The sequence below is a fragment of the Flavobacterium sp. 38 genome, assembly GCF_057799715.1.
In genome coordinates, this window is sequence record NZ_JBYNWZ010000004.1 from 469,756 (window position 1) to 490,423 (window position 20,668).

20 protein-coding genes and 4 tRNA genes are annotated in these 20,668 nt (G+C 33.7%); 7 read left to right on the top strand and 17 right to left on the bottom strand.

Annotated features, from left to right (window positions below; all coding sequences use genetic code 11):
• Positions 1-34 precede the first annotated feature (34 nt).
• From AC3E9W_RS13405 to AC3E9W_RS13460, 12 genes are all read right to left on the bottom strand, one after another.
• A complete protein-coding gene (locus AC3E9W_RS13405) occupies positions 35-502 on the bottom strand; it encodes an SRPBCC family protein (RefSeq protein ID WP_488768747.1) in 468 nt (155 codons plus the stop codon).
• 164 nt (positions 503-666) lie between these two features.
• The gene (locus tag AC3E9W_RS13410; RefSeq protein WP_306158930.1) at positions 667-1,107 is read right to left on the bottom strand and encodes a sterol desaturase family protein; all 441 of its coding nucleotides are present in this window, start codon (positions 1,105-1,107) and stop codon (positions 667-669) included.
• A gap of 375 nt (positions 1,108-1,482) precedes the next feature.
• The gene (locus AC3E9W_RS13415) at positions 1,483-2,322 is read right to left on the bottom strand and encodes a phytoene/squalene synthase family protein (protein WP_488768748.1); all 840 of its coding nucleotides are present in this window, start codon (positions 2,320-2,322) and stop codon (positions 1,483-1,485) included.
• Between the two features lie 3 nt (positions 2,323-2,325).
• Positions 2,326-3,792, bottom strand: coding sequence for a phytoene desaturase family protein (locus AC3E9W_RS13420; RefSeq protein ID WP_488768750.1), 1,467 nt, complete (start codon positions 3,790-3,792; stop codon positions 2,326-2,328).
• A gap of 40 nt (positions 3,793-3,832) precedes the next feature.
• A complete protein-coding gene (locus AC3E9W_RS13425) occupies positions 3,833-4,732 on the bottom strand; it encodes a MerR family transcriptional regulator (protein ID WP_488768751.1) in 900 nt (299 codons plus the stop codon).
• 219 nt (positions 4,733-4,951) lie between these two features.
• On the bottom strand, positions 4,952-5,452 hold the full coding sequence (locus AC3E9W_RS13430; protein WP_488768752.1) for a tetratricopeptide repeat protein: 501 nt from the start codon (positions 5,450-5,452) through the stop codon (positions 4,952-4,954).
• 110 nt (positions 5,453-5,562) lie between these two features.
• The gene (locus AC3E9W_RS13435) at positions 5,563-6,603 is read right to left on the bottom strand and encodes a hypothetical protein (RefSeq protein WP_488768753.1); all 1,041 of its coding nucleotides are present in this window, start codon (positions 6,601-6,603) and stop codon (positions 5,563-5,565) included.
• 241 nt (positions 6,604-6,844) lie between these two features.
• Positions 6,845-6,917 (bottom strand) — tRNA-Lys (locus AC3E9W_RS13440).
• 160 nt (positions 6,918-7,077) lie between these two features.
• The gene (locus AC3E9W_RS13445) at positions 7,078-8,229 is read right to left on the bottom strand and encodes a DUF6438 domain-containing protein (RefSeq protein ID WP_488768754.1); all 1,152 of its coding nucleotides are present in this window, start codon (positions 8,227-8,229) and stop codon (positions 7,078-7,080) included.
• 121 nt (positions 8,230-8,350) lie between these two features.
• Positions 8,351-8,433: transfer RNA gene (locus AC3E9W_RS13450), tRNA-Leu, on the bottom strand.
• A 44-nt stretch (positions 8,434-8,477) separates the two neighbouring features.
• Positions 8,478-8,550 (bottom strand) — tRNA-Lys (locus AC3E9W_RS13455).
• 40 nt (positions 8,551-8,590) lie between these two features.
• A tRNA-Lys gene (locus AC3E9W_RS13460) sits at positions 8,591-8,663 on the bottom strand.
• Between the two features lie 126 nt (positions 8,664-8,789).
• Between AC3E9W_RS13460 and AC3E9W_RS13465 the strand changes: the two genes are divergently transcribed.
• Entirely contained in the window at positions 8,790-9,308 is a 519-nt protein-coding gene (locus tag AC3E9W_RS13465) for a shikimate kinase (RefSeq protein WP_488768755.1), read from the top strand.
• Here AC3E9W_RS13465 and AC3E9W_RS13470 read toward each other — a convergent pair.
• Positions 9,300-9,800, bottom strand: coding sequence for a phosphoribosyltransferase domain-containing protein (locus AC3E9W_RS13470; RefSeq protein WP_306161364.1), 501 nt, complete (start codon positions 9,798-9,800; stop codon positions 9,300-9,302). The two genes, AC3E9W_RS13465 and AC3E9W_RS13470, sit on opposite strands and share 9 nt — an antisense overlap.
• A 158-nt stretch (positions 9,801-9,958) precedes the next feature.
• Positions 9,959-10,351, bottom strand: coding sequence for an RNA-binding S4 domain-containing protein (locus AC3E9W_RS13475; RefSeq protein WP_306161362.1), 393 nt, complete (start codon positions 10,349-10,351; stop codon positions 9,959-9,961).
• Between the two features lie 79 nt (positions 10,352-10,430).
• Between AC3E9W_RS13475 and bamM the strand changes: the two genes are divergently transcribed.
• Positions 10,431-11,621, top strand: a complete 1,191-nt coding sequence (bamM, locus tag AC3E9W_RS13480; protein WP_488768756.1) for a BamM family beta-barrel-assembly machinery protein — start codon at positions 10,431-10,433, stop codon at positions 11,619-11,621.
• A 216-nt stretch (positions 11,622-11,837) separates the two neighbouring features.
• On the opposite strand, the gene AC3E9W_RS13485 is transcribed toward bamM, so the two are convergent.
• From AC3E9W_RS13485 to AC3E9W_RS13495, 3 genes are all read right to left on the bottom strand, one after another.
• Positions 11,838-12,791: a transketolase family protein gene (locus tag AC3E9W_RS13485; RefSeq protein ID WP_306161358.1), complete on the bottom strand. Its 954-nt coding sequence runs from the start codon at positions 12,789-12,791 to the stop codon at positions 11,838-11,840.
• Between the two features lie 88 nt (positions 12,792-12,879).
• The gene (locus AC3E9W_RS13490; protein ID WP_306161356.1) at positions 12,880-13,731 is read right to left on the bottom strand and encodes a transketolase; all 852 of its coding nucleotides are present in this window, start codon (positions 13,729-13,731) and stop codon (positions 12,880-12,882) included.
• Between the two features lie 242 nt (positions 13,732-13,973).
• Positions 13,974-14,276, bottom strand: coding sequence for a hypothetical protein (locus AC3E9W_RS13495; RefSeq protein WP_306161354.1), 303 nt, complete (start codon positions 14,274-14,276; stop codon positions 13,974-13,976).
• A gap of 418 nt (positions 14,277-14,694) precedes the next feature.
• On the opposite strand from AC3E9W_RS13495, the gene tgt reads away from it, so the two are divergent.
• The 5 genes from tgt to dnaB all read left to right on the top strand — a co-directional run bounded on the left by tgt (position 14,695) and on the right by dnaB (position 20,626).
• Entirely contained in the window at positions 14,695-15,825 is a 1,131-nt protein-coding gene (gene tgt / locus AC3E9W_RS13500) for a tRNA guanosine(34) transglycosylase Tgt (protein ID WP_026727521.1), read from the top strand.
• Positions 15,826-15,909: 84 nt separating this feature from the next.
• Positions 15,910-16,998, top strand: a complete 1,089-nt coding sequence (locus tag AC3E9W_RS13505; protein ID WP_488768757.1) for an LptF/LptG family permease — start codon at positions 15,910-15,912, stop codon at positions 16,996-16,998.
• Positions 16,985-17,875 carry a DMT family transporter gene (locus tag AC3E9W_RS13510; protein ID WP_379701273.1) on the top strand — a complete coding sequence of 297 codons (891 nt, stop codon included), beginning with the start codon at positions 16,985-16,987 and terminating at the stop codon, positions 17,873-17,875. Before AC3E9W_RS13505 ends, AC3E9W_RS13510 begins: the two co-directional genes overlap by 14 nt.
• Positions 17,876-17,987: 112 nt before the next feature.
• Entirely contained in the window at positions 17,988-18,941 is a 954-nt protein-coding gene (locus AC3E9W_RS13515) for an acetyl-CoA carboxylase carboxyltransferase subunit alpha (protein WP_306161348.1), read from the top strand.
• Between the two features lie 140 nt (positions 18,942-19,081).
• The gene (gene dnaB, locus AC3E9W_RS13520; RefSeq protein WP_306161346.1) at positions 19,082-20,626 is read left to right on the top strand and encodes a replicative DNA helicase; all 1,545 of its coding nucleotides are present in this window, start codon (positions 19,082-19,084) and stop codon (positions 20,624-20,626) included.
• Positions 20,627-20,668: the final 42 nt, after the last annotated feature.

Here is a 20,668-nt window from a genome sequence, read left to right on the forward strand (position 1 = left end):
CAAAAAAAATTCGTGAATTCGTGGCGAACAAATCTTATTTTTTGGAATTAAATAATTCTTCGATTTTGTTGTGTCTGTATTCGAATATGCTTTTGAGTTTGTTTTGTACGACTAGCTTATTCATGATTCTGCCTAAAATTCCGAAGGGGAGGGCGTAATGCACAATGTCTGTCATTTTTGTTCCGCCGTCTGGAGCCGGTTCGAAAAAGTGTTTGTGATGCCAGAGTTTATAAGGTCCGAATTGCTGAATGTCGACAAAATATTCGTTTTCTTGACAAGCCGTGATTTCGGTAACCCAAGACATTTTGATTCCGAAAAGCGGTTTTAAAGTGTAGGTAATGATCTGTCCCTGATACATGCGTTTGCCATCGTAATCTTGAATTTGGAAATTCATATTGTCCAAAGTAATCGTCTGAAGGTTTTTTGGACTTGAAAAGAAATCCCAACATTCTTCTATGCTGGCGTTTATATGCTGTACAGTTACTATTTTGTATAATTTCATAAACTTTATAAATTCCAAATTTTTAAATCCCAAATTCCAAACTGTGTATTTATTCTCACCATATAAGTCATATAAGAAAATCAAGTTTTGAATTAAATGAACTTATATGGTTTATATGGTTTTTAAACATAGACTATGTGTTTAAAAATTGCGCCCAAATAATGCTACATTTTATAATATTTAAAAGGCACGAACAGCATTCCGAAACATTCTCCTTTTTCTTTTTGAAGGTGTTTGTGGTGGATTTTGTGTGCTTTTCTGAGTCCGATGAGGTATTTATTTTTGGTGTTTTTGAACCATTTAAAACGCTGATGAATCAAGACATCGTGAATTAGGAAATAACAGGCTCCATAAAGCGTGATTCCGCAGGCGACAAAAAACAGATAATTGAATCCGCCTTGAACGCCAAAATAAAACAGCACAATACTCGGAATGGCAAAAATGACAAAGAAAATATCATTGCGCTCGAAGGTGTTTTCGTATTTCGGCTGGTGATGATCGGCGTGAAAATACCACATAAAACCGTGCATTACGTATTTGTGCGTTAGCCAAGTAACACATTCCATAAACAGAAAAACGCCTAAAAAGATTAAAAAAGAAATCATTTTTTTATTGTTGATGTTATTATTTTGTTCAATGTTTTTTGTCAATCCGACGAAGGAGCAATCACACTAGTGATTCGACAAAGATTGCGGAGCTTCTTGCGTGCCCTTCGACTCCGCTCAGGGTGACAAAGCTTTACGTTTAATTTTTTAACACATGGGAACTATGTGTTTTTATGCAAGTGAAACGCCTTTTTCTCCATCTTGATTTCTATGTTTCTATGTGTTTAAATTATTTATTTTTTATCAGTTTGAGCGAAACGAGATGCCCTTCGACTCCGCTCAGGGTGACAAGCGGTACGTTTTATTTTCAACACTTAGATTTCAATAAGTGAAACATCTTTGTCACTTTGTCACTTTGTCCCTTTGTAACTACATTCAAACCAACTTCAATTTATAAGTTACAAAACTCTGCGCCAAAAGCCCTGCTTTGGTATAATTCGAAACCCTTATTCTAGAATTTCCAATTTCATAATAAGGTGTGTTTTTTAATTTTGTGAGCAGTTTTCTGTAATAAACATAAGCGGTGTAAACCCCGAATTTTGCTTCAATCGGAAGTTTTACAATTCCCTGATACGCAATTCTAAAATCTTCTTCGATTTCTTTGATGATCTGGTTTTTAGAATCTTCGTTGAAATTATTGAGATTGATTCCTGGGAAATATGCACGGTTTAAAATGGTATTGTCGTCTTTTAAATCTCTCAAGAAATTTACTTTCTGAAAAGCAGATCCTAAACGCATGGCTTCATTTTTCAATTGCTCGTATTTATGTTCTTTTCCAGAAACAAAAACTTTCAGACACATTAATCCAACAACATCTGCAGAACCGTAGATGTAGTCAATGTATTCGGTTTGTGTCTGATAATTGGATTTTATGAGATCCATTTTCATGCTTTTTAGAAATGCTTGAACCAGATCGTCCGTAATATTATATTCTTTTACGGTGTGCTGAAAAGAATTCAAAATAGGATTTAAGCTAATGCCAAGTTCCATGGCTTTATAATATTCTTTTTCGAAATCTTCTATAAGATATTCTTTTTCATAATCGTGAAATGAATCTACGATTTCGTCAGCAAAACGGACAAATCCGTAAATGCTGTAAATGGCATCGCGAATGCTTGGTGAAAGCATTTTGACAGCAAGCGAAAATGAGGTACTGTAATTTTTGGTTACCAGTTTGCTGCATTTGAAAGAAACGGCGTCGAATAGTGATTTCATTTTTTAAGATCTAAAAGATTTTTGAATTAATTCAGCTGCTAGTTTTCCTGAAATTAAAGCAGGCGGAACACCTGGGCCAGGAACAGTTAATTGTCCTGTAAAATATAGATTCTTGACTTTTTTGCTCTTTAATTTTGGTCTTAAAAAAGCCGTTTGCAATAGCGTATTGGCCATTCCGTAAGCATTTCCTTTGTAAGCATTATAATCAGTTACAAAGTCATTTTTACAGAATGATCTCTTAAAGATAATGTTATTTTTTATTTTTTGCTGTGTAAGTTGCTCAAAACGAGCGATTATCTTTTCAAAATATTCTTCTCTAAGTTCTTCGGTATCTTCAATTCCGGGTGCAAGCGGAATTAAGAAAAACCCAGATTCCATTCCTTCTGGTGCAGCAGTTATATCTGTTTTGGACGGAAAATTGGCATAAAATAATGGAGCCTCAGGCCATTTTGGATTGTCGTAAATATCGGCAGCATGCTGATTGAAATCGACATCGAAAAATAAGGCATGATGCGAAATGTTTTCTATTTTTTTATTGAAACCAATAAAAAATAGGAGAGAAGAAGGTGCAAAAACTCTGCTTTCCCAGTATTTTTCAGAATACATTCGGTGCTCTTTTTCCAATAAAGTTTCAGAATGCTGATAGTCGGCACCGCTTAAAACGATATCTGCTTTTATGATTTCGCCATTTATTACAATTCCAGAAGCAGTTTTGTTTTCAACGATTATTTTTTCAATCGGAGAATTGGTTTTAATTGTAACGCCCAACTCCAGTGCCAGTTTTTCGATTGCTCGAATGACATCAAACATTCCGGTTTTCGGATGCCAAGTTCCTAAGCCGAAATCGGCATAATTCATGAAATTATAAAAAGAAGGCGTTTTGGCTGGTTTTGCTCCGAGAAATAAAACGGGAAATTCTAGAATTTGAATTAATCTTTCGTTCTTGAATTTTTTTCGAATATCAGAACTAACATTCTTAAAAAACTGATCGAGTTTTAATGCCGTTTCTTTTGTAATCAATTCAAGAGGAGAAACCCCAGGGTGATATACTAAATCTTTGATAGCAATGTCATAATTGCTTTTGGCTTGGTTAATAAAGTTTTGCAGTTTTTGACCGCTTCCTTTTTCAATTGCTTCAAAAGTGAATTTTATTTCTTCGAGATTATCAAAAATGCTGATAAAATCATTGATGCCAAAATAAACTTGATAAGCAGGATTTAGTTTTATAAGCTCGTAATAATCCGAAGGTTTTTTGTTGAAGTCATTAAAAAAACGTTCAAAAACATCAGGCATCCAATACCAGCTTGGTCCCATGTCAAACGTAAAACCGTCTTCTTTAAATTGTCTTGCACGCCCGCCAATGGTGCTGTTTTTTTCGTAAATAGTAACCGTGTTTCCTTGCTGAGCAAGGTAACACGCGGCCGCCAAAGAAGAGAAGCCAGAACCAATTATTTGAATAGTTTTTCTCATTTGTTTAACAAATATAAGAAAAACTTAAACAAAAAATAAATTAAAGCATGTTAATAGTTTCTTCCATGGAGTCAAAAACACGGATTCTGTCTGTAAGGACTTTGGCGTCTATAGATTCTGTCATTTTGCCCATAAGCCAGATTTCGTTGTTTTGCTGCAATAATTTCTGTCCCATAGATTTAACATATTGGTTGATTACACTTCTGTCTGGCTGAACTGTCATAAAAGAAATGAAAACAATGTTTTCAAAATGTTTCGTTAGATCCTGAAGGTTTTCTATAGGCATGCTTTCTCCTAAATAAATGGTTTTGTAGCCTTTATCTAATATTTCGTATTGCAGGTATAATAATCCAATCTGGTGAATTTCATTTAGCGGAAGCGATAGAACAAAAATTCGATCCGTTTTTGTCGGTTTTCTAATTTGAAGGCTTTCTGTGTAAATCAATATTTTCTGTTTGATCAAATGACTCATAAAATGTTCATTTGCAGGAGTAATGGTTTCAGACTGCCATAACAATCCAAGTTCTTTTAAAAGAGGCAAAAAATGATCTTTAAAAACTTCTTTAAACGTTTTTTCTGTAATAAGCCAATCGAATGTATTGAAGAATAATTCTTGGTCAAAATTCATCATTGCCATTTTAAAAGAGGTAATGGCGTAGTTTTGAGAGTTTTTCTTCGAAATTATTTCGCGAACTAACTGCGGTATTTTTTCTTCAGGATAGGTTGCAATTTTAGAAATCTTATAGCCGTATTCGTGCAGTAACGTAATATTTAAAAGTTTCTGCAGGTTTTGAAGATTGTAAAATCTAATATTAGTATCGGTTCGCATAGGTTCAAGAATATTGTATCTTTTTTCCCAAATGCGTATGGTATGCGCTTTAATTCCAGATAAGTTCTCAAGATCTTTAATACTGAAAACAGTTTTAATATTGTTTATCATTATTCGCGATTAAGTCAACAAATGTAAAATAAAATCTTATATGCGACCTTAAAACTACATTAAAAAGATAGAGAATTAGAGGTTTAGGTATTCAGAATATATTTTTTACCTAAAATCAGGTAATTATTTCTTAAGAAATATATTACTTTGATAAAAAACAAAACAGCCAGCAGATTTAAAATCTAGACTGGCTGTTCTGAAAATGTTCGATTTTTATGTTTATTTGCAGAAAGTGGCTTTGTTTTTTATAGCGCTCTGACTTCCTAATTCGATTGCTTTGCTAAAATCTTTACAGCAATTTTTTTTGTCTCCAATTTTATTATAAGCCAAACCTCTTAAGTTATAAGCGATATAATCTTTCGGATTTAAGCCTAAAGAAGCGGTACAGTCATCAATAGCGCCCTGGTAGTTTTGCAATTTGTAATTGACATTGGCTCTGCCGGTAAAAGCATCGGCATTCATGCTGTCTAGTTCAATTGTTTTGCTAAAGTCGGCTTGAGCTCCTTTCAGGTCATTTAACTTCAGTTTTGCCACACCGCGATTTTGATACGCTTCAACAAATTTAGAATTCATGCTGATGGCTTTGGTGTAATCGGCGATGGCACCTTTGGTGTTTCCAGCTTCGGCTTTTTTCATGGCTTTGTCAAAATAAGCGGTTGCAGATTGTGCCCATGAAGAGCATGCGATCATCATAAATGATGCTAATAGTAGGTTTTTCATAAAACTAATTTGGGATTAGTGATTTAATTATTCGTCTACGAATTTAGGAAAGTTTTTATTTTATGAGGGAAATTTCTTTTAAATAATAATGATTAGTAAAACAAAATTTTTTAATGACAATGATATTCAATTTTTCTTCTTATAATGTGAATTATCATCTTGTTTTCATCTGTATATGTTTTTGTAATCCAGTTTTTATACTTGTCATAGATAATATCAATTTTTACATGTGATATTTTTTCTTCTTTAGCGGAATAACCCGATAGCCATTTGTAAGTTTTTGATTTTGGAGTTATATAAGTTTTGTAATAATTCCGAATTTCTTTATTGTTCGTGTAGTAATATTTAGAATCAGAGATAGAGTCTTTATAGGTGTAATAAAACCTGGAATTTTCCAGGAAATTATTGTCATAGCTTTCTGTTATTTCCAAAGAGTATTTGTTGTTTTTTATATTTTTTACAATTTCTTTTCTATTATACTTGGGGCGAATTTTTATTTTAAAAATGGTGTCTTTCGCTTTTTTGTATTCATACAAGGTTTCTCTTTCAGGATAAAAACTCAATTGATTTTCTTGTTTAGAGAGCATTCCTTCGCCTGTTGGGTTTTCAGGATTAATATATAATTCCTGAATTAGTTGATTCTGATTATTGTATTTATAATTTCTGGAATCTGCTAAAGTGTCGTTTATAAAGTGTTCTTGTAATATAACCAGATTGTCTTTGAAATGATTAAGGTATTTTTCTTTTTGCTTTGGGTAAGTATTAATTCTAGTTACATCTGGAAATGCAGTTTTATTGCTGAAATATTGAAATATTACAGGCGTAAGTATATTTTGGTCAAATTGAGAAATAGTAATAATTCTTTCTAAATCATCAAAATAAATTGCTTGCCATAGGTTATTGATTGATTTGTCGTAGAGATTTAGAGTTTTTAATTTTCCTTTAGAAGAAAATTCAATTTCAGAAATTTTTTTGATTGAATCTGTTTTATTGCCGGATCTGTTTATTCTATAGTCTTCAATAAATATTTTCTTTACACATCCTTTAAAATCAATGTTAGAAGGGATGAATTTATCTTTATCTATTATGTTTTGTTGAGCGATGTTTTTAGTGCAAGAAAATAGAAGCACGAACAGTAATATTCTTTTCATTTAAAACGGAACTAGATTTTTAGGATTTTCGACATTTTGCTTCCTTGCAAATTAAATAAAATTTGAAGTGATATGTAGAAAAAATCGGATAAAAATAAAAGTCTTTGCTATTCCTTTTGTTGATTTAAATGTTTGATTGTTTTGCTTTGGAAATAAGCGTATAATTGATTAGATCTATTGTTTTTTTAAATGGCCTAAAAAAAACAAAAAAGGCCAAGTAAAATAATTACTTGACCTTTTGTGACCCGACTGGGGCTCGAACCCAGGACCCCATCATTAAAAGTGATGTGCTCTACCGACTGAGCTATCGAGTCGTCATTTCTTCAATGAGGGTGCAAATATAAGGACTTATTTTAGGTTGGCAAGCCTTTTTTGAATGAATTTTGAAATAAAATTTATATAAAATCCTAAGCGCTTGTTTTGTAGTGGAATAAAATTTTATGATTTTAAATAAGGCAGAAATTTCGTTAGAGATTAATCGTACTTATCTTTTAGTCTAAAATTTGCCACAATAGCATTTGTTACCAAGAAGTTGTAACCAATATCGATGGTTTTGTCTTTAGATTTAAAATATCTTCCGTCAGTGTAAATTATTTCTTTCTTATCTTGAGGATTCCAGAATTCGATATAATATTTATGTTCGAAATTGCTGATTGTTTTCTGACCTTTGAAAATTTCTGTAAATAAATAATAGCTTTCAGATTTAGTTAAATCGCAAATCTGATTTCCTTTTCTAAAACTGATTCTTCGTAACGGAAATAAGAGCTTTTCTGTTTTTATAGGAGCGAGTCTTATTTGTTGGTACAAATATCTAACAGGCATATATGCCCAAATTAGAGCTTCAGGAGATTGTCTTCCGTAATCGCTAACCGATTTTACAATTTTATTTTTTTTGATGAATGTTATAGTGATAGTTTCATCATCTGTCCAGTTTGCTGTATAGCTATCTTCAAGATTCATTATATCAGCTTTTTTAAAACTGGTTTGAATTTTTTGATATTGGGTTTGGGTTATTTTTGATTTAAAAAAACCATTCTGGGTATTATAATCTTGTCCATAATATAAGACATTGCCATTGTTTTCAATTTTTATGTTTGAAATAGGGCAAGAGCCAAAACATCCTGAAGAAGAAACTATGATTTGGTCATAATTTTCGTTTGGATTGATTTTGTATTTTACTTTGGCAAATTTAGCAAAGGTACTGTCATCTATTTGTGTAGTTAATGTATCTTCAATAATAGATTTTATTTTCTGATTCTCCCAAGTTTTACTTCCTAAATCAAAAATTTTCAAACTATCGTTTTCGATTTTATATTTGGTATTAGTTCCTAAAAAGTATGTTCTTCTATCGTTCCATTCTTTTGCTTCGGTTGTTTTGAAATATCCAGATTTGTTTTCGCAGATATGGTTTTCTAAAAATGTATATCCTATTCTGCGCTCGGCAAAAGGTGGTGGCGGTGGTGGCGGAATTTTGGAATTCTTAGGTTTTTGTGGTTTTTTTATGCTTAATGTTTTGATATACGTCCATTCGCCAAGAATATCTTTTTCTAATTTTTTGTCATTATTCTTTTGGCAGGAATGTAAAATGAAAAATAGTATGATTGATAATACATGTGTTGGCTTCATATATTTATTTCGGCTATTATAGTTTAGTTTATAGTAATGTAAATATAACCGATTTTGAAGTAGTGTAAAACCTGTAAAACTAAAAAAGCGGAAATCCTATCAACAAGATTTCCGCTTTTAGTGACCATGGAGGGATTTGAACCCTCACGCCCTTGCGAGCACCACCCCCTCAAGATGGCGAGTCTACCGTTTCTCCACATGGCCTTAAAAGAAAAAAGGTCGAGTAAAATAAATTACGCGACCTTTTGTGACCCGACTGGGGCTCGAACCCAGGACCCCATCATTAAAAGTGATGTGCTCTACCGACTGAGCTATCGAGTCATTGCTTTCAAGAAATTTAATTTGTTAATCACAAAATTTGTGACCCGACTGGGGCTCGAACCCAGGACCCCATCATTAAAAGTGATGTGCTCTACCGACTGAGCTATCGAGTCATTTAATTTCTTGAATGCGGGTGCAAATATAAGGAGTTTTTTTTGAAGTTTCCAAGCTATTTTATCATAAATTTGTCTTTTTTTTGGAAAAGTTTCCAATTGCTTAGTTTATAAGGTTTTATTAATATGAAAAAAATTGTGTTGTTAGGTTATATGGGCTGCGGAAAGTCGACAATAGCCCAAAATTTGTCAAAAATTACAAATATTCCGTTCTTAGATTTAGATAAATGCATCGAAGAAAGAGCAAATTTATCCATAAATGAGATTTTTGAGAAGCACGGAGAAGTGTATTTTCGAAAATTAGAACACGAAATGTTCGTCGAATTGCTACAGTCTTCAGAAAATAATATCATTGGTTTAGGTGGAGGTACTCCGTGTTATGCCAATAATCATGAATTGCTAAAAGGCGATGATGTAACCTCTATATATTTAAAAGCATCAATTGACACCTTATATGATAGATTGGTGCATAACAAAAGTAAGCGTCCTTTGATTGCTAATATGAATGAGGAAGAAATGAAAGAGTTTATCGCGAAACATTTATTCGACAGAAGTTTTTATTACAATCAAGCGAAATACAAAGTTTCAGTTGATGGTCAATCTGTCGAAGAAACGGTTCAGGATATTTTGAAAATATTAGCTTAAAGAAGCATAATCGCCGTTTTCTGAATTGAAAACAACTTGAACATGCTCTAATAAAGAAGTTGAAAGCGAAATTCCTTTAAAATCTGCCTTTACTGGGTATTTTTTATGATTTCGGTCAACAAGTACTGCTGTTTTGAATTTTTTAAGCGGAACATCTAAGAAATGACGAACAGCATAGATTAAGGTGGTTCCTGAGTTTAAAACATCGTCAACCAGAACCAATCCTTTGTTTTTATATTCTTCAGCACTTAATGAAGTGTGTATCGCTTCTTGCGGATTTTGTTTGTTTATTTTGACTTCGCAGATAGAAACCTTTAAGGTAGAAATGCTGCTAAGTGCCGAAGCTATTTTTTCGGCAAAAACAAATCCGTTAGAAGCAATTCCGGCAATAATCACTTCTTCTTCGTCTACAAAAGTCTCGTAAATTTGGTAAGCGATACGTTTTATTTTATGGTCGATTTCTTGATTTGTTAAGATAATATTGCTGCTCATGATTTTATTTTTTGCTAAGATAATTATTTTAAATTCCAATTTCTAAAATCCAAATTCCAATTGCTTGAATTCAAAATTTAGCGATGTAGTTTTGGAATTTGGAATCTATTTTTTAGGTTTTGTGAGTTTTTTGGAATTTGGAATTTAAGATTTGGAATTTAAATCTCATCATCTTCCTCATCAATAAAATCGTCTCCATAATCGTCAATGTCTCTTCGGTCTTTTTTAGTCGGGCGTCCTGCACCAGTTCTTCTAGAATGTTCTTTAGATAGTTTTAACATCTCTAAATGTGCAAACGCCTCTGGCGGAGTTTCGTTTTTTTGATAAATATCTACCAATTTTGCTCCGACACGATTTTGCGGAATGTCTAAAACTGTTATAATTTGTGTAATTTGATCTTTTCTAAAGGTAATCTTGTCTGTTGGAAATACCTCTTTTGATGGTTTTGCAACTTGCCCATTTACAGTGATCTGGTTCTTTTTGCAAGCTTCTGTAACCATGTTTCTAGTCTTGTAATATCGAACGCACCATAAGTATTTATCTATTCTCATAATTTTTCTAAAATAGAAGTTAAATTCTTTACAAAAATAAATCAATATTGTATCTTGCGCACCTAAAAAAATGCTAATAATGAATAAATTTAAATATTATTTTGTTTTGTTACTTGCTGGTCTTGCCATCGTTTCTTGTAATAAAAAGGATGACGATGATCCAGTAGTTGTTCCGCTTAGGGATTATCAAGAGCAATTTAATACTGATAATGCAAATATTGAAGAATATTTGAATACCAATTATATTACTGTGTCTGCTAATATGGATGTTACTTTTACGAAAATAACCGATCCAGCAACTCAGCCTTCTGTAATGTCTTATTTAAATAGTCCGACTTATCCAAAACTGCTTTTAAGAGAGATACCATACGTACACGGAATAACTTATAAAGCATACTATTTAGTTTTGAGAGAAGGTTCAGGTACTTCTCCGATGAATACAGATGGAGTAGTAACGGCTTATAGAGGAGAGTATTTAAAGCGTGTTGATGCAACGGCTTCTGAGCCTACTCATTTAACCACAACATTGTTTGAAGAAGTGGTTTATCCTAAGACTTCTCTAGATTTATTTCAAACTATATTAGGTTGGAGTGAATTATTTCCACAATTTAAAACTGGTACAACTACTTATAATGAAGACGGATCTGCAAATTACCAAGACTTTGGAGCTGGAGTTTTGTTTATTCCTTCTGGTTTAGGGTATTACGCAGGTAGTTCTAGTGGAGGTACAATTCCAGCATATTCTCCTTTAATTTTTACTATAAAATTATACGATTACAAGAGATTGGATCATGAAAATAATGGTTATTCTACAGCTGGAGAATTAGTTTTGAATCCTGATGGTATTTTTGATTATCAGGAAGATTTAAATGGAGATGGATATGTTCGTGACTACAGAAATACAACATTATATCCTAATCCGCCTGCTAATCCAGACGATTCTGATGGAGATTTAATTCCAGACTTCTTAGATCATGATGACGATGGGGACGGTTATTTAACTCGTTTTGAAATTACAAAACCTACTGGAGCTCCAGTTACGGGAATTAGTTTGTATTATCCTTATGATCCAATTGGAGACAATCCTGCTACACCAAATGTTGATGAAACAGAGACTTGGGGTGTTCCTAGAAGACCAACAGGAGAGCTTACAGATCCTACAAAACCGGAGTCTATAACAAATCCTCGCTTGTTTGTTCCTGAGGATTATACAGCGCCAGGGCGTTTAAGAATTCATCTTGATAAAACATATCCTTATCAAAAGAATTAAAAAATAGTTTAATATAGAAAAAGCCTCGAAATTTAGATTTCGAGGCTTTTTTTGTTGTTTTTTTCTCTTGTATTAATGATGTTTGTGAGTTTAAAAGTTTTGGTTTAAAGTAATAAACTAAAAGAAAAAAGAATATTGAAAGGGTGAAAAAAGGCCATAAAAAAACCTCGGAATGTAAATTCCGAGGTTTTTATAAAGTAATAAGAAAACTTTAAATTATTTTCTTTTAATAACTCTTTCTACAGCTTCAACAATTGCTTGATTGTTTAATTTGTATTTTTCCATTAATTGCTCTGGAGTTCCAGATTCTCCAAAACTATCTTTTACAGCCACAAATTCTTGCGGAGTTGGATTGTTTAAAGCTAATACGCCAGAAACGCTTTCTCCAAGACCCCCAAGGTAGTTGTGCTCTTCTGCGGTAACTACACATCTAGTTTTAGCAACAGATTTTAGAATAGCTTCTTCATCAAGAGGTTTGATAGTGTGGATGTTGATTACTTCAGCAGAAATTCCTTTTGCTTCAAGAGCTTCAGCAGCAATAAGAGCTTCCCAAACTAAGTGTCCTGTTGCAATGATGGTAACATCTGTTCCTTCGTTTAACATAATTGCTTTTCCAATTACGAATGGCTCGTCAGCAGGAGTGAAGTTAGCTACAACTGGACGTCCGAAACGTAAATATGCTGGACCGTGGTGATCTGCTAATGCTAATGTTGCAGCTTTAGTCTGGTTGTAATCGCAAGTATTGATTACAGTCATTCCTGGCAACATTTTCATTAATCCGATATCTTCTAAGATTTGGTGAGTTGCCCCATCTTCTCCTAAAGTTAAACCTGCGTGAGAAGCACAGATTTTTACATTTTTGTCTGAGTAAGCAACAGATTGACGAATTTGATCGTAAACTCTTCCTGTAGAGAAGTTAGCAAAAGTTCCTGTAAAAGGAATTTTTCCTCCAATTGTTAAACCTGCAGCGATTCCAATCATGTTTGCTTCAGCGATTCCGATTTGGAAAAAACGCTCTGGGTGATTTTTCTTGAATTCATCAAATTTTAATGATCCAATTAAGTCAGCACATAATGCTACAACATTTTCGTTTTTCTGACCTAATTCCGTCATTCCCGCTCCAAAACCAGAACGAGTATCTTTACTTCCTGTATTTGTATATTTTTTCATTGTTTATCTTTTGAGGTTCTAAGTTTTTCAGCTGTTAAGGTTCTACGTTTTTCACTGAACACTTTTTACTGAATACTGAACACTTTTTTTAATAGTCTACTTGGTCTTTAGAATAATTTTGAGCTAATGCAGCTGCCAATTGGTCATCGTTTGGAGCTTTACCGTGCCAAGCGTGTGTGTGCATCATGAAGTCTACACCATTACCCATTTCTGTGTGCAATAAGATACAAACTGGTTTTCCTTTTCCTGTTCTTGATTTTGCATCAGTTAAACCAGCGATAATAGCATCGATATTGTTTCCTTCTGTAATTTCTAAAACATCCCAGTCAAAAGCTTCAAATTTTGCGCGAAGGCTTCCCATTGCCAAAACTTCGTCAGTTGTTCCGTCAATTTGTTTTCCGTTAACGTCAACTGTAGCAATAAGGTTGTCTACTTTTTTAGCAGAAGCATACATAATAGCTTCCCAGTTTTGACCTTCTTGTAATTCTCCGTCTCCGTGTAAAGTAAAAACTAAATGTTTGTCTCCGTTTAATTTTTTAGCTTGAGCTGCTCCCAAAGCTACAGATAAACCTTGTCCTAATGAACCAGATGCCATACGAACTCCAGGTAAACCTTCGTGAGTTGTTGGGTGTCCTTGTAAACGAGAATTTAATAATCTAAAAGTAGACAATTCTGAAATTGGAAAATAACCGCTACGCGCTAGAACGCTATAGAATACTGGTGAGATGTGACCATTTGAAAGGAAAAAGATGTCCTCTCCAATTCCGTCCATATCAAAACCTTCTTTGCGGTCCATAATATTTTGATATAGTGTAACCAAAAATTCAGTACAACCTAAAGAACCACCTGGGTGTCCAGAGTTTACAGCATGTACCATTCTAAGAATATCTCTTCTTACTTGGATCGTTAAATCGCTTAATTGTTGTGTGTTAGGCTTCATTTTATATGTAAAAGTTAAACTGAAGCAAAAGTAAACGTTATTTTGCGGGGAGACAAATGATTTTTTGCTTTAGTTTTACAGCAATTGTTAAAATTTGCTCTTTTTTTTACATTATCTAAAAAAATATAACGACTGTTTTTCTTTTTGATTTTTTATAAGTGTATTTTTTACAATTTTTATTTAATTCATAAAAAAATCTTGCGCTTTGCAAGATTTTAAGTTGGAGAGAAAGCAAAAGATTGTTACTCAGTATCGCCTTCGCTATAAAAATTATTTTCTTCATCTTCTGAGCCTATATCTTCCATCTCATCGTCTAGCTCAGCTCCTGGAATGTCCAAATCATTTCCGATTTTGTCACTGTTTTGCTTCCATTCGTGATTGTTCTGGTTAATGATGCGTTCTCCTGAAATCTCTTCGGGATTGATATCTTCCAATTTATTATCTTGATTGTAAATGTCTTCGTTTGCTGGATAATCCATGTTCTCAAGATTTTTTTCAATCTGTTCATCTTTGATTTGGTCTCGTTTTTCTTCAGCATTTATCATGATTTCTAAAATTTAATTGTTTATTGTTTTAAAGTTACAAAATCATCGTGTTACGATATTATATTTTAAATGATGGAAATTGCAGTTTTTACATTTAATTGTTACAAAGACGTTTGCGTTAGGGATAGAAGCGGCATCTCCCGATTTAGAAAAACAAGGCTTTTTAGCCGTAGTTTTTGTTAATCGGGAATATAGCGGATAGCCCGACCGAAGGGAACGCCCAAATTCTAGGTTTAAGATTTAAAGTTTGTTTAATCATTATCTAATTTTCTAATTGTCCAATTGTCTAATTTGCCAAATTCCAGGTTTCAGATTTCAAGTTTGTTAATCATTCTCTAATTTTCTAATTCACAAATTATCTAATTCTTTAAATTAGATTATCTTTGCCGTCCCGAACAATAGGGAGAAAAACGAATTTATGAAGTTTGATTTATTACAAAAAGATCCGCAGTCTAAAGCTAGAGCGGGTAGTATTACTACAGATCACGGCGTAATTGAAACGCCTATTTTTATGCCTGTTGGAACTGTTGCTTCTGTAAAAGGAGTGCATCAGCGTGAGCTAAAAGAAGAAATCAATCCAGATATTATTCTTGGAAATACCTACCATTTATATTTACGTCCGCAAACTGAAATTCTTGAAAAAGCAGGAGGACTGCATAAATTCATGAATTGGGATCGTAATATTTTGACCGATTCTGGAGGATATCAAGTATATTCTCTTTCATCAAATAGAAAAATTAAGGAAGAAGGAGTTAAGTTTAAATCGCATATTGACGGTTCTTACCACTTTTTTACGCCAGAAAACGTAATGGAAATTCAGCGTACCATTGGTGCCGATATTATCATGGCATTTGATGAGTGTACACCTTATCCTTGCGACTACCGTTACGCACAGCGTTCTATGCACATGACGCACCGTTGGTTAGATCGTTGTATCAATCATTTGGAAAAAGTTCCTTATAAATACGGTTACGAGCAAACGTTTTTTCCAATTGTTCAAGGAAGTACTTATAAAGATTTACGCCGTCAGTCGGCTGAGTATATAGCCAATGCTGGACAGCAAGGAAATGCAATTGGCGGACTTTCTGTAGGGGAACCAGCTGAAGAAATGTATGCTATGACTGAAGTGGTTTGTGAAATTCTTCCAGAAGATAAACCTCGTTATTTAATGGGGGTTGGAACTCCGATAAACATTTTAGAAAATATTGCCTTAGGTATCGATATGTTTGACTGCGTTATGCCAACTCGTAATGCAAGAAATGGAATGCTTTTTACAGCAAACGGAACCATCAATATCAAGAATAAAAAATGGGAAGCCGATTTTTCTCCAATCGATGAAATGGGGCATACTTTTGTTGATACAGAGTATTCTAAAGCATATTTGCGCCATTTGTTTGCTGCTAACGAATATTTAGGAAAACAAATTGCTACGATTCATAATCTTGGTTTTTATATGTGGTTGGTTCGTGAAGCTAGAAAACATATCTTAGCCGGAGATTTTAGACCATGGAAAGAAATGATGGTTAAAAATATGAGCCAACGACTTTAAAAAAGTTTCAAGTTTCAGGTTTCAAGTTTAGGTTGTGTAGATAACTTGAAACATTAAACCTGAAACAAAATAAACAAAAAATTTATGCTGTCGATAATAGATAAATACATTTTAAAAAGATACCTCGGAACTTTTTCTGTGATGCTTCTTTTATTTGCGCCAATCGGAATCGTAATTGACGTTTCTGAGAAGGTTAATAAAATGCTAGAAAATAAGATTCCGTTTGGAGATATTGCTTTCTATTATTATAATTTCACGATTTACTTTATTAACTCGCTGTTTCCGATATTTTTGTTTTTGTCGGTAATTTGGTTTACTTCAAAACTGGCGAATAATACAGAGATTATTGCGATTTTAAGTTCTGGGATTTCTTACACGCGTTTTTTGCGTCCTTATATAATAGGAGCAACAATCGTTTCTATTTTCGTTTTGCTGATGGGATTCTTTATTGTTCCAGCAGCAAGTGAAGGCTACAATAATTTTAGGTATACGTATCTGAAAGGAAATGGTAAACAGCTCATGCGTGGTGAAAACACTAACGTTTTCAGACAGATAAATGATAATGATTTTATTTTCGTAAACAGCTTTAATGAAGAAACTAAAACAGCTTTTAATTTTTCTTTAGAACATTTCGAAAAAGAAAAATTAACCTATAAAATTACAGCAAGCCGTATTAAATGGGATCCGAAAAAGAAGGTTTACGTTTTGTACGATTACACAAAAAGAACTGTTGGAGAATTGAATGATGTAATTGAAAAATTTCCAGAGAGAAATGTTGCTTTTAAATTTGAATTGGCCGACTTAACGCCAGTTGTTTACATTGCCGAAACGCTGACTTTGGGTAAATTAATTGATTTTATCGAAAAAGAAAGAAAAAGAGGTTCTGGAAATATCAATACGTATCTGGTTGTTCTTTATAAAAAATACAGTATACCAGTTTCTGCCTTTATCTTAACGATTATTGCGGTTTCAGTTTCTTCGATGAAACGTCGAGGCGGAATGGGAATGAACCTTGCTATTGGAATTGCAATTGCGTTTTCATTTGTATTCTTCGATAAAATCTTTGGTACACTTGCCGAAAAATCTACATTTTCACCTTTATTGGCTGTATGGTTCCCGAATATTGTTTTCGGAATTTTAGCAGTTTATCTATTACGTAATGCGAAACGATAATTTAAAAAGTTATTTAAATCTTCACTTAATTGTTTTTATCTGGGGTTTTACGGCTATTCTAGGCGCTTTAATTACTATTGATGCCGATAATCTAGTTTGGTACAGAATGCTGATTGCCATGATTTTTCTTGGCGGATTTATTGCCTTCAAAAAACAGTCTTTTCAAGTTCCTATAAAAGAATTTTTTAAGTTGATTTTTGTTGGATTGTTGATTGCGCTTCATTGGATTTTCTTCTTTAAAGCCATTCATGTTTCCAACGTTTCCATTACACTCTCCATATTTTCTTTAGGAGCATTTTTTGCTTCTTTATTAGAACCTTTATTTTACGGAAGAAAAGTGCTTTGGTACGAGGTTTTCTTCGGACTTATAATTATTGCAGGTTTAGGATTAATTCTTCAGGTAGAAATAAAATATCTCACAGGAGTTTATTATGCTCTGGCAGCAATTATTTTAGGCGTTTTATTTACGTTAATGAACGGGAAATTAATTTCAGATCACGAACCTTCAGTTATTACTTTTTATGAGTTTGGAGCGGGCGTTTTCTTTATCACGATTTATTTTTTATTTCAAGGAAAATTTACTGCCGATTTTTTTGAATTGTCTTTAAATAACTGGGTTTTATTACTGATTTTGGCTTCAATCTGTACGGCTTATGCTTTTACGGCTTCAGTAAAAGTGATGCAACGATTGACGCCTTATACTGTAATGCTAACCACTAATTTGGAGCCGGTTTACGGAATAGTTTTGGCTTATTTTATCTTGGGAGGAAAAGAAAAAATGAGTGTCGAATTTTACATTGGAGCGGTTATAATTATCATAACTGTTATTCTGAATGGTGTGTTTAAACATTATCAGAACAAGAAAGAAAACTTGTAATAGTTTCCTTATTTTTAAAATGCATTTTTATACTTTAAATAACAATTAACTTCGCCAATGATATAATATTTTTATATTTGCGGTTCGATTTACAAACAAAATTCAAAAATCCATGGAATATTTAGATTTTGAGCTTCCAATTAAAGAACTTGAAGACCAGTTAGAAAAGTGCGTTATTATTGGGAAAGAATCTGACGTTGACGTGACCCCAACGTGCAAGGAAATCAACAAGAAATTAGAACAGACTAAGAAAGATATATATAAAAACCTTACGGCTTGGCAGAGGGTACAATTGTCAAGACACCCAAATAGACCTTATACTTTAGACTATATCAAAGCAATCTGCGGAGAGACTTTCTTAGAACTTCATGGAGACAGAAGTTTTAAAGATGATAAAGCGATGGTTGGTGGTCTTGGTAAGATAAACGGACAGTCGTTTATGATTATCGGTCAGCAAAAAGGTTATAATACAAAAACACGCCAGTATCGTAACTTTGGTATGGCAAACCCAGAAGGGTACCGTAAAGCTTTGCGTTTAATGAAAATGGCAGAAAAATTTGGTATTCCTGTTCTTACTTTAGTAGATACTCCAGGTGCATACCCAGGGCTTGAAGCAGAAGAAAGAGGACAAGGAGAAGCAATTGCTAGAAACATTTTCGAAATGGTTCGTCTACAAGTGCCAATCATTACGATTATCGTAGGTGAAGGTGCTTCTGGTGGAGCTTTAGGAATTGGCGTTGGAGATCGTGTTTATATGTTAGAAAACACTTGGTACTCTGTAATTTCTCCAGAATCTTGCTCTTCTATTTTATGGAAAAGCTGGGAGTATAAAGAGCGTGCAGCAGAAGCTTTAAAATTAACTTCTTCTGACATGAAGAAACAAAAATTAGTTGATGATGTAATTCCAGAACCACTAGGCGGAGCACACTACGACCGCGAAACTACTTTCAAAACAGTAGCAGAATACATTACTAAAGGATATAATGAATTAAAAGACTTATCAACAGCCGACTTAATTGCCCAGAGAATGGACAAATACAGTAATATGGGCGAGTTTAAAGAGTAAATTCATATCAAATGATTAAAAATCCGAAGCCCTACGGTTTCGGATTTTTTTTTGGTTATGAACAAATCAGTATTATTTATAAACAATTATTAGTTATAACTCGATAGCAGATTTTTTTTAAATTTTGCTACTTTCGCTATATGGAAAATTTCAAAAACTTAAACCCGGTTAAGGTCGACAAAACCACAATTATCAACTTAGAAAAAGGGAAGTTGCCACCGCAAGCCATTGATTTAGAAGAGGCTGTGTTGGGGGCAATGATGATTGATAAAAAAGGGGTTGACGATGTAATTGATATTTTGCAACCAGACGCTTTTTACAAAGACGCACACAAACATATTTTTGAAGCTATTTTACAGCTTTTTACCGAAACGCAGCCAATTGATATCTTAACGGTTTCGACTCAGTTAAAGAAAAACGGAAAATTGGATATAGCGGGCGGAGATTTTTATTTAATTCAGCTGACTCAGAAAATTGCTTCTTCGGCGCATATCGAATTTCACTCGCGTATCATCCTTCAAAAATTTATTCAAAGAAGTTTGATTCGAATTTCTTCAGAAATTATTGAAGCATCATATGATGAAAGTGCAGACGTTTTTGATTTATTGGATCAGGCTGAATCTAAATTATACGAAGTTACGCAGGGAAACATCAAGCGTAGTTCTGAAACCGCACAGAGTTTGGTTTTACAAGCTAAAAAGAAAATTGAAGAGATCTCTAAAAAAGAGGGATTAAGTGGTGTAGAAACTGGTTTTCATAATCTGGATAAGCTAACATCTGGATGGCAGCCTTCGGATTTAATTATTATCGCGGCGAGACCGGCGATGGGAAAAACGGCATTTGTCCTTTCTATGGCGAGAAATATTGCTATCCAATATGGACATGGAGTAGCTTTGTTTTCACTTGAGATGGCATCTGTACAGTTAATTACGAGACTTATTTCTTCGGAGACAGGATTGTCATCAGAAAAATTGCGTACCGGTAAATTAGAGGCTCACGAATGGACCATGTTGAGTACTAAAGTAAAAGATTTAGAGAAAGCGCCTTTATTTATTGATGATACACCTTCACTTTCTATTTTCGATTTAAGAGCAAAATGTCGTCGTTTGGCGTCGCAGCATGGTATTAAAATTATTATTATCGATTATTTGCAGTTGATGACTGCGGGAGGAAATGCTAAAGGAGGAGGAAACCGTGAGCAGGAGATTTCGACAATTTCCCGAAACTTAAAAGCATTGGCAAAAGAGCTTAACGTTCCAGTTATTGCACTTTCTCAGTTGTCGCGTGCCGTTGAGACGCGTGGATCTAGTAAACGTCCTTTGCTTTCGGATCTTCGTGAATCTGGAGCAATTGAGCAGGATGCCGATATTGTTTCGTTCTTATACCGACCAGAATATTACAAAATTGAAGAATGGGATGATGAAGAAGCTTCGCCAACTGCGGGTCAGGCTGAAATTATGATTGCAAAACACCGTAACGGTGGTATTGAAAACATTCGTTTGAAATTTTTGGGACACTTAGGAAAATTTGATAATCTTGATGAATTTACAGGAGGTTATGATGACTTGCCTTCTAAAATGAATCATGATGATAATCAATATATAACTAAAAATTTACCATCTGCTAACGAAGCTTTCGGAAGTAATTTAAATGACGATGATGACGATAGCGATGTACCATTCTAAAAAATTAAAAAGCCTTATTATTAAGGCTTTTTTTATGTTTTA

Coding starts and splice junctions, on each gene's coding strand:
- AC3E9W_RS13405 (WP_488768747.1), bottom strand. CDS start 502: ATGAAATTATACAAAATAGTAACTGTACAGCATATAAACGCCAGCATA.
- AC3E9W_RS13410 (WP_306158930.1), bottom strand. CDS start 1,107: ATGATTTCTTTTTTAATCTTTTTAGGCGTTTTTCTGTTTATGGAATGT.
- AC3E9W_RS13415 (WP_488768748.1), bottom strand. CDS start 2,322: ATGAAATCACTATTCGACGCCGTTTCTTTCAAATGCAGCAAACTGGTA.
- AC3E9W_RS13420 (WP_488768750.1), bottom strand. CDS start 3,792: ATGAGAAAAACTATTCAAATAATTGGTTCTGGCTTCTCTTCTTTGGCG.
- AC3E9W_RS13425 (WP_488768751.1), bottom strand. CDS start 4,732: ATGATAAACAATATTAAAACTGTTTTCAGTATTAAAGATCTTGAGAAC.
- AC3E9W_RS13430 (WP_488768752.1), bottom strand. CDS start 5,452: ATGAAAAACCTACTATTAGCATCATTTATGATGATCGCATGCTCTTCA.
- AC3E9W_RS13435 (WP_488768753.1), bottom strand. CDS start 6,603: ATGAAAAGAATATTACTGTTCGTGCTTCTATTTTCTTGCACTAAAAAC.
- AC3E9W_RS13445 (WP_488768754.1), bottom strand. CDS start 8,229: ATGAAGCCAACACATGTATTATCAATCATACTATTTTTCATTTTACAT.
- AC3E9W_RS13465 (WP_488768755.1), top strand. CDS start 8,790: ATGAAAAAAATTGTGTTGTTAGGTTATATGGGCTGCGGAAAGTCGACA.
- AC3E9W_RS13470 (WP_306161364.1), bottom strand. CDS start 9,800: ATGAGCAGCAATATTATCTTAACAAATCAAGAAATCGACCATAAAATA.
- AC3E9W_RS13475 (WP_306161362.1), bottom strand. CDS start 10,351: ATGAGAATAGATAAATACTTATGGTGCGTTCGATATTACAAGACTAGA.
- bamM (WP_488768756.1), top strand. CDS start 10,431: ATGAATAAATTTAAATATTATTTTGTTTTGTTACTTGCTGGTCTTGCC.
- AC3E9W_RS13485 (WP_306161358.1), bottom strand. CDS start 12,791: ATGAAAAAATATACAAATACAGGAAGTAAAGATACTCGTTCTGGTTTT.
- AC3E9W_RS13490 (WP_306161356.1), bottom strand. CDS start 13,731: ATGAAGCCTAACACACAACAATTAAGCGATTTAACGATCCAAGTAAGA.
- AC3E9W_RS13495 (WP_306161354.1), bottom strand. CDS start 14,276: ATGATAAATGCTGAAGAAAAACGAGACCAAATCAAAGATGAACAGATT.
- tgt (WP_026727521.1), top strand. CDS start 14,695: ATGAAGTTTGATTTATTACAAAAAGATCCGCAGTCTAAAGCTAGAGCG.
- AC3E9W_RS13505 (WP_488768757.1), top strand. CDS start 15,910: ATGCTGTCGATAATAGATAAATACATTTTAAAAAGATACCTCGGAACT.
- AC3E9W_RS13510 (WP_379701273.1), top strand. CDS start 16,985: ATGCGAAACGATAATTTAAAAAGTTATTTAAATCTTCACTTAATTGTT.
- AC3E9W_RS13515 (WP_306161348.1), top strand. CDS start 17,988: ATGGAATATTTAGATTTTGAGCTTCCAATTAAAGAACTTGAAGACCAG.
- dnaB (WP_306161346.1), top strand. CDS start 19,082: ATGGAAAATTTCAAAAACTTAAACCCGGTTAAGGTCGACAAAACCACA.